This window comes from Streptomyces sp. ActVer (assembly GCF_027270795.1).
Taxonomy (GTDB): domain Bacteria; phylum Actinomycetota; class Actinomycetes; order Streptomycetales; family Streptomycetaceae; genus Streptomyces; species Streptomyces umbrinus_A.
On the sequence record NZ_JAPWHT010000604.1, the window covers coordinates 1 to 5,131 of the forward strand.

At 70.6% G+C, this 5,131-nt stretch carries 5 protein-coding genes and 1 riboswitch; of the genes, 1 reads left to right on the forward strand and 4 read right to left on the reverse strand.

Annotated elements, in window-relative coordinates; genetic code table 11:
- Positions 1-1,408, reverse strand: a 1,408-nt coding sequence (locus O3Q52_RS48655; RefSeq protein ID WP_269654859.1) for a GNAT family N-acetyltransferase, incomplete at its 3' end; no start/stop codon positions are given.
- Positions 1,409-1,688: 280 nt separating this feature from the next.
- On the opposite strand from O3Q52_RS48655, the gene O3Q52_RS48660 reads away from it, so the two are divergent.
- Positions 1,689-1,970: an HPr family phosphocarrier protein gene (locus O3Q52_RS48660; RefSeq protein WP_121406547.1), complete on the forward strand. Its 282-nt coding sequence runs from the start codon at positions 1,689-1,691 to the stop codon at positions 1,968-1,970.
- Between the two features lie 288 nt (positions 1,971-2,258).
- On the opposite strand, the gene O3Q52_RS48665 is transcribed toward O3Q52_RS48660, so the two are convergent.
- The 3 genes from O3Q52_RS48665 to O3Q52_RS48675 all read right to left on the reverse strand — a co-directional run.
- Positions 2,259-2,954: a GntR family transcriptional regulator gene (locus tag O3Q52_RS48665; RefSeq protein ID WP_269654860.1), complete on the reverse strand. Its 696-nt coding sequence runs from the start codon at positions 2,952-2,954 to the stop codon at positions 2,259-2,261.
- Positions 2,955-3,244: 290 nt separating this feature from the next.
- Positions 3,245-4,018, reverse strand: a complete 774-nt coding sequence (locus tag O3Q52_RS48670) for a M23 family metallopeptidase (RefSeq protein WP_269654861.1) — start codon at positions 4,016-4,018, stop codon at positions 3,245-3,247.
- Between the two features lie 12 nt (positions 4,019-4,030).
- Positions 4,031-4,191, reverse strand: a riboswitch (cyclic di-AMP (ydaO/yuaA leader).
- A gap of 236 nt (positions 4,192-4,427) precedes the next feature.
- The coding region (locus tag O3Q52_RS48675; protein ID WP_269654862.1) for a pitrilysin family protein at positions 4,428-5,131 on the reverse strand (704 nt) is incomplete at its 5' end.

The following is a 5,131-nucleotide window of genomic DNA, read 5'->3' on the forward strand; positions in this document are numbered from 1 at the left end:
GGGTGGCCCGGACGGCGTGCCCCTGGGGCGCGGCCCCGCCGTGCCGTGCGCCCTGGACGACGACCAGCGGCTTCGCCGCCGCGGTGCGCCGCGCGAGGCGGGTGAACTTCCTCGGGTTCCCGATGGATTCGAGGTACATGAGGGCGACATCGGTGTCGGGGTCGTCGTACCAGTACTGAAGGACGTCGTTGCCGGACACGTCCGCGCGGTTGCCCGAGGAGATGAACGTCGACACACCGGTCACGCCGGTGACCCCGCCGCCGCGCCGGTGCAGCCGGGACAGCAGCGCGATGCCGATGGCGCCGGACTGGGCGAACAGGCCGATCCGCCCGGCGCGCGGCATCTCCGGCGCGAGCGAGGCGTTGAGCCGCACGTCAGGGGAGGTGTTGATGACTCCGAAGGCGTTCGGTCCGATGATCCGCATCCCGTACGTACGCGCCTGGCGCACGAGCTCGCGCTGGCGCTCCCTGCCTTCGGAGCCGCTCTCGGCGTACCCCGCGGAGACCACGACGAGCCCCTGCACACCGTGTTCACCGCACTCGGCGACGACTTCGGGGACGCGCTCGGCCCGGACGGCGGCGACTGCGAGGTCGACGGGCTCGGGGATGTCGCGGACGGAGCTGTACGCCGGCACTCCGCCGAGCTCCTTCTCCTGAAGTGCGCCGTTCACGGCGTACAGGCGCCCGGTGAAGCCCGCTTCGCGGAGGTTCTCCAGGACGCTGCGGCCCACTCCCCCGGGTGTGCGGCCCGCGCCGATGACGGCGACCGAGCCCGGCGCGAGGAGCCGGGCCACGGAGCGCCCCTCCGCCCGCTGCTCCCGCGCGCGCTGCACGGCCAGCGAGCGGTCGGTGGGCTCCAGGTCGAACTCCAGGCGTACGACGCCGTCCTCGAAGTGGCGCTTCTGCTGGTACCCGGCGTCCGTGAACACCTTGATCATCTTGTTGTTGGCGGGCAGCACCTCGGCGGCGAAGCGGCGGATGTCGCGCTCACGGGCGACGGCCGCGATGTGCTCCAGCAGGGCCGACGCCACACCGCGGCCCTGGTGGGCGTCCTGCACGAGGAAGGCGACCTCGGCCTCGTCCGCGGGGGCGGAGGCGGGGAGGCCGTCGGCGTTGATGCGGTCGTAGCGTACGGTGGCGATGAACTCGCCGCCGACCGTGGCCGCGAGTCCCACCCGGTCCACAAAGTCGTGGTGCGTGAAGCGGTGGACGTCCTTGGCGGACAGGCGCGGATACGGCGCGAAGAAGCGGTAGTACTTCGACTCGTCGGACACCTGCTCGTAGAAGCTGACCAGGCGGTCGGCGTCGTCGGCCGTGATCGGCCGGATGCGCGCGGTGCCGCCGTCGCGCAGCACGACGTCGGCCTCCCAGTGAGCGGGGTACTCGTGCCGGTCCGGCGAGGTCTGCATGGGGCCCAGAGTACGGCTCGGGTCCGACAACGGCCGGTCCTGGTCGCGGGGGTTCATGTCCCGGGTACGTGTCGGTACGTGTCCCGTGGTTCGTGTTCCACGGGGTCACGCCCCAGGCGTTCACATCCCGGCGACGGCGGGCTCGCGTCCGGCAGGGGCGCGAGGCAGTCTTGGGTGACCGAAGCCGCCTCGGGCCCGGAATCCGCAGCCGCTCGGGGCACGCTTCACGATATGGAACAATGGTCTAGACAACCGTGAGACACCTGAAGGGCAGCATCACATGGCTGAGCGCCGCGTCAACGTCGGCTGGGCCGAGGGCCTTCACGCCCGTCCCGCCTCCATCTTCGTCCGGGCCGCCACGGCTTCCGGCGTCCCCGTGACGATCGCCAAGGCCGACGGCAACCCCGTCAACGCCGCCTCGATGCTCGCGGTTCTCGGCCTCGGCGCCCAGGGCGGCGAGGAGATCGTCCTGGCCTCCGACGCCGAGGGCGCGGACGCCGCGCTCGACCGCCTGGCGAAGCTGGTCGCCGAGGGCCTCGACGAGCTCCCCGAGACCGTCTGATCTCGCGGACCGCGTACGGCGGAGCCGCGTCGACCCGTATCGGGTGACGCGGCTCCGCCGTTTCTGTCTTCAGGTCACGCGCCGTTTTGTCCGTACGTCACGCCGTCGCGCGGATTTTCGCCGCACCGCCGAGCAGCGCCGGGGCTTTTCGCATGCCCCCGCATCGGGTTCCACTCATCCTGGTTCCGCGCATGCGGAAATCACGTGCGCGGAAATTCCCGGCACGTGGAAAAAGGGGCAGCAGAAATAGACCCCGTCGAATAACTCTCTTTGTATACGGCGCCACTGTTAATGCCGCAGGCCCGCCGTGTTTACGGGATGTTGCGAAGTCCTCACACGCTCCGCGCGGTCACCGCCGCCGGGAAAGCGCAGCCGGTGAGCGGCCATCGCCCGCTCGGTGTGCAGTGCCGTGATCGCCCTGGCCCGGTCGTTGTCGCCGCGCGCAACGGCGTCCACGATGGCGCCGTGCTCGGCCCAGGACTCGGCGGGGTGGGCGGGCGCCTCGACCGAATACATCCAGGCGATCTTGTGCCGCAACTGGGCGAGCGTGGAGGTCAGCGCGGGGCTTCCGGAGGCCTGCGCGAGCGTCTCGTGGAACCAGCCGCCCAGGGAGCGCAGATCCTCGCTGTTGCCCCTCCTGGCCCGCTCCTGGCCCAGCCTGACCAGGCCGCGCAGCACCTTGAGGTGTGCCTCGGTGCGGCGCTGGGCTGCACGTGCGGCACCCAGCGGCTCCAGCAGCATGCGCATCTCCAGGAGGTCGGCGGCCTCCTGCTCGGTGGGCTCCGCGACGCACGCGCCCGCGTGCCTGCGCGTGACGACGAAGCCTTCCGCCTCCAGCGTGCGCAGAGCCTCCCGCACGGGGACCCGCGAGACGCCGTACCGGCGCGCGAGCAGTTCTTCGGTGAGCCGGCTGCCGCGCTCGTAGACACCCGCGACGATGTCGTCACGGATCGCCGTGCATACCGAGTGCGCGGGAATACGCATGACCGGACCTCCGCCTTAACCCCCGCGAAACGCGGTCGATTGACGCTTGTTCGGTGACTCTATTGCAGAGAACGGGAAATTCCGATGGCGGACCGGAATCCGTGGCTATTTTTTGGACACACCCCGCTTCTGAACAGGCAGTCGTCCGGTGTGAAGTCGGTCAGGAAGTGGTCGAGACGTCATCAGGAAGTGATCAGAACCGAGCGAAGGCCCCGGCTCGGTGAGCCGGGGCCTTCGGGAGAGGTGTCCGCGTTGGAGGGCTGTCCGCGCGGGAGAGCGGTCGCCTGCCGTCAGACGTTCACGCCGCGCTGGCGGAGGTACGCGAGCGGGTCGATGTCCGAGCCGTACTCCGCGCTCGTCCGTGCCTCGAAGTGCAGGTGCGGCCCGGTGACGTTGCCGGTGGCCCCGGAGAGGCCTATCTGCTGGCCCGGGGTGACCGTCTGGCCGACCGAGACACCGAGGGACGACATGTGCCCGTACTGGGTGTAGGTGCCGTCGTTCATCTTGATGACGACCTGGTTGCCGTACGCGCCGCCCCAGCCGGCCTCGACGACGGTGCCGGCGCCCACCGCGTGGACGGCGGTGCCGCTCCCGGCGTGGAAGTCGATGCCGGTGTGGCTGCCGGAGGACCAGACGGCGCCGCCGGCCTTGTATCCGGTGGAGACGTACGAGCCGGTGATGGGCGCGGTGTACGACTTCAGCAGGCGCTCGCGCTCGGCCGCACGGGCGGCGCGGGCCTTGACCTCGCGCTCCTTCTTGGCCTTCTCCGCGGCTTCCTTGGCGCGCTCCTTGGCGGCGGCCTCGGCCTTCTCGCGGGCGGCGGTCTCGTCGGCGGCCTGCTGCTGGGCGGCGGCCTGCGCGTCGATCTGGTCGGCGACCGAGTCGCCGATGGTGATCGCCTGGGTCAGGGTCTGCTCGGCCGGGCTCTCGGCGGCGAGTGCGGGAGCAGCCAGGGTGCCGACCACACCGGTGGTGGCGAGTGCGGCGACGCCGACGGTCCGGTTGGTCGTGCGCTTCATACGGCTGGGACGACGGTGCTTCCCGGCGGCGCGAGTGAACGCCATGAAGTGGCTGGTCCTTTCCTTCCTTCTCGCCTACCGGGTTAGCTGACGGGTTCGGAGCAGGAAGGTCTCCTACGGACCCCCTTCGGGAAGGGCGTCCGATTCACCCCAGGGACTGCATATGGGTCCCCGGCTCCCCTGGCTCGCGCCGTACGGGGACTCGGCGATGACTGTCCGGTGCCGCGGACGCGGCGCACTGCCTGACGAACAGCCGGACCGACGCTAAGCGGGGCGTCTTTCAATCAACAAACGGATCAAGGGTTTTGTAGCGCATGCCACAGGGCAGACAGGCAACCTCCCTATCAATACGGACAACCAGCGGTTCGGGTGCTGAAGTCCGGGCAAAAGGAGAACCCAGGCGACTCTTCGGTCACCTGGGTTCTCCGCGGAACGGCCCTGTTCTGTGCGCGTTCTACTCCGCTGTCACGACGCTGACTTCGCCGATTCCGAGGGCCCGGACCGGCTCCTCGATCTGCGCGGCGTCACCGACGAGGACGGTCACCAGACGGTCCACCGGGAAGGCGCTCACGGCGGCCGCGGTGGCCTCCACGGTGCCGGTCGCGGCGAGCTGCTGGTACAGCGTCGCCTGGAAGTCGTCCGGCAGGTACTGCTCGACCTGGTCGGCGAGGGTGCCCGCGACGGCGGCGGCCGTCTCGTACTTCAGCGGCGCCACACCCACGAGGTTCTGCACGGCGATGTCGCGCTCGGCGTCGGTGAGTCCCTCGGCCGCGAGGGTGCGCAGCACCTTCCAGAGGTCGTCGAGCGCCGGGCCGGTGTTCGGGGTGTCCACGGAGCCGCTGATGGCGAGCATCGCGGCACCCGTCCCGTCCGGCGCGGAGCGCAGCACCTGGCCGAACGCCCGCACACCGTAGGTGTATCCCTTTTCCTCGCGCAGGACGCGGTCCAGGCGCGAGGTGAGGGTGCCGCCGAGGCAGTACGTGCCGAGCACCTGGGCGGGCCACACGCGGTCGTGCCGGTCGGCGCCGACGCGGCCGATGAGCAACTGCGTCTGGACGGCTCCAGGACGGTCGACGATGATCACGCGGCCCGTGTCGTCGGCGGTCACCGGCGGGATGGGGCGGGCCTGGACCGGATCGCGGGCCCAGGCCCGCCCAG

Coding starts and splice junctions, on each gene's coding strand:
- O3Q52_RS48660 (WP_121406547.1), top strand. CDS start 1,689: ATGGCTGAGCGCCGCGTCAACGTCGGCTGGGCCGAGGGCCTTCACGCC.
- O3Q52_RS48665 (WP_269654860.1), bottom strand. CDS start 2,954: ATGCGTATTCCCGCGCACTCGGTATGCACGGCGATCCGTGACGACATC.
- O3Q52_RS48670 (WP_269654861.1), bottom strand. CDS start 4,018: ATGGCGTTCACTCGCGCCGCCGGGAAGCACCGTCGTCCCAGCCGTATG.